The organism is Curtobacterium sp. HSID17257, assembly GCF_003989515.1.
Classification (GTDB): domain Bacteria; phylum Actinomycetota; class Actinomycetes; order Actinomycetales; family Microbacteriaceae; genus Curtobacterium.
The window spans coordinates 1-2,606 of the sequence record NZ_RBLU01000199.1; the positions used below are offsets into that span (position 1 = coordinate 1).

Annotated in this window: 2 protein-coding genes; one reads left to right on the top strand and one right to left on the bottom strand. The window is 72.8% G+C overall.

The genetic code is table 11. From position 1 onward, the window contains the following. Positions 1-168 precede the first annotated feature (168 nt). The gene (locus tag D8M35_RS15960; protein WP_126892695.1) at positions 169-1,008 is read right to left on the bottom strand and encodes an endo alpha-1,4 polygalactosaminidase; all 840 of its coding nucleotides are present in this window, start codon (positions 1,006-1,008) and stop codon (positions 169-171) included. Positions 1,009-1,277: 269 nt separating this feature from the next. Here D8M35_RS15960 and D8M35_RS15965 point away from each other — a divergent pair. Beyond that, on the top strand, positions 1,278-2,606 hold a 1,329-nt coding region (locus D8M35_RS15965; RefSeq protein ID WP_238638280.1), incomplete at its 3' end, for a DEAD/DEAH box helicase.

Consider the following 2,606-nt stretch of genomic DNA (forward strand, 5'->3'; position numbering starts at 1 on the left):
GTCCTCGCAGCTCGCGGGACGGACGCGATCCGCGCCTCCCGGCCGTCCCCGTCCCCGCGCCTTCCGCAACACGCAACGTCCGCGGGGCCGCGCAACGCCGTGCCGCTGCGCACTGCCGCCGAGGTTGCGTCTCGCGGAACCCGGAACCGCGAACCGGGAACCGTGACGTCAGCAGTGCTCGAAGACGTACTCGTCCGAGGCCGGGGTGACCAGGTCGCGGTCCCGCAGGATCGTCATGGCCGGACGGTCGCGCAGCCGGCACACCGACGCCCACGACCGGCCGAGGGTGTCCGCGTACTCGACGTCGATCACGCGCTCCCCGTACGCCGCCGTGTAGGCCGAGCACTCGTCGTACTGCACGCACTCCTCGGCGACGACGAAGTCGAAGCCCGTCGACTGCCGACCGGCCTTCCCGAGCTGCGGGGTGTTCTTCTGCCCGACGGCCAGGCCGTGCTCGTGCCCGAGTCGGACGAGCGCCGTCGCGAGCGCGAGGTTCCCGGACCGGGTCAGGCGCTTCCCGGAGCGCGTCCACGAGTCGAGGTTGTCGAACTCCACGGCGTCGAACCCGCGGTCGGCGCACCGGGCGACCGACGTCGTCAGCTCCGCCGTGATCGCGGCGCGCTCCGCGGCGGTCCGGGTGTCGAGGAGCACCTCGTCCGGCCAGCCGGGATCGGCGACGAGTTCCCCGGAGTCGTCGCGCAGCAGTGCAGAGGGTGCGCGGCGCTCCCACTCGGCGAGCGTTCCCGGCTGCGTCTGGAAGCCGTTGACGTAGCAGATCGAGTACCTGCCGGCGGCCGGACGGTCGGTGCTGTCGCGTTCGACGATCGTCACACCGGCGGGCGGCGTGTACCCGCCACCGAGCTGGTAGTCCGGGAGGCCCGCGGTCGGCAGGTCCCGGTGCGAGGACGCCGGCGACGCGGCGGGGGCGACAGCCTCGGCGCAGCCCGCGCTGCCGAGGACGGCGACCAGCGCGATCGCGGTGGTCAGGAGGACGGATCGCGTGCGCACGAGGGGATCATCGCACGCCGGGCGCGAACAGCCTCGGCTCGTTCCACGGGTACCCGCTATGCTGGTGGTACTCGAGGCGCCGATCGCCTCGTGCGTCGTACGGACGCCCCCGACTCCCGACCCTCATCCGGTCGATGATCGCGCACCGTCACCCGGTGCCAGGCTCTCTGCTGCGGCGACCGCGTCAGCCTCTGCTGACGCGGGGATCCCGCCCGCGCGCCGAAACCGAGCGCGCCCACGGCCGGCACGAGCCGGCTCGAAAGGTCACGATGAGCGCCATTCCTTCCGACATCCGTTTCTCCGACCTCGGCGTCCCCGCGCCGATGGTCCAGTCCCTCGCCCAGCAGGGCAAGGAGACCGCGTTCCCGATCCAGGCCGACACGCTGCCCGACTCCCTGCAGGGCAAGGACGTGCTCGGCCGCGGGCGCACCGGCTCCGGCAAGACGATCGCCTTCGCGATCCCGCTGGCCGCGCGGCTCGCCGCGAGCCGTCGGCCGCGTCGCGCCGGTCGCCCCCGTGCGCTCGTGCTCGCCCCGACCCGTGAGCTCGCGACCCAGATCGACGCGACGCTCGCGCCGCTCGCGAAGTCGATGGGCCTGAACACCACGACGATCTTCGGCGGCGTCGGCCAGGGCCGTCAGGTCGACGCGCTCCGCGCCGGTGTCGACGTCGTCGTCGCCTGCCCGGGTCGCCTCGCCGACCTGATGCAGCAGGGGCACGTGAACCTCGGCGACATCGAGGTCACCGTCCTCGACGAGGCCGACCACATGGCCGACATGGGCTTCCTGCCCGGCGTGACGAAGATCATGCAGGCCACGCCCGAGCAGGGGCAGCGCCTGCTGTTCTCGGCCACGCTCGACAACGGCGTGGACAAGCTCGTCAAGAAGTTCCTGCACAGCCCGGTGATGCACTCGGTCGACGACGAGACCAGCCCGGTCGAGGCGATGACCCACCACCTGTTCGAGGTCGCCGACGCCGACGCGAAGAAGGACCTCGTCCGCGCACTCGCCTCGGGCACCGGTCGTCGCATCCTCTTCATGCGCACGAAGCACCACGCGAAGCGCCTTGCGAAGCAGCTCAGCTCGCAGGGCATCCCCGCGGTCGACCTGCAGGGCAACCTGTCGCAGGGCGCCCGGGAGCGCAACCTCGCCAAGTTCTCGTCCGGCGAGGCCCTCGTGCTGGTCGCCACCGACGTCGCCGCCCGTGGCGTGCACGTCGACCACGTCGAGCTCGTCGTGCACGTCGACCCGCCGACCGAGCACAAGGCCTACCTGCACCGCTCGGGCCGCACCGCGCGTGCCGGTTCCTCGGGCGACGTCGTCACCGTGACGCTGCCGGCCGAGCGCCGCGACGTCGCGCAGATGATGCGCGCAGCGGCGATCAAGGTCACCCCGCAGCAGGTCACCGCGACCTCGCCGGCGGTCACCGAGCTCGTGGGCGAGGTCGCGCCGATCCGTCACGTCGAGGAGGCCCCGGTCCAGCAGCAGCGTCAGCGACAGCCGCGGGCGGACGAGAGCGGACACACCGACTCGGCCGGCGGCGGTCGTCGTCGTGGTCGCGGCGGACGGTCGGGAGGCTCGACGCAGGCTCCCGAGGCC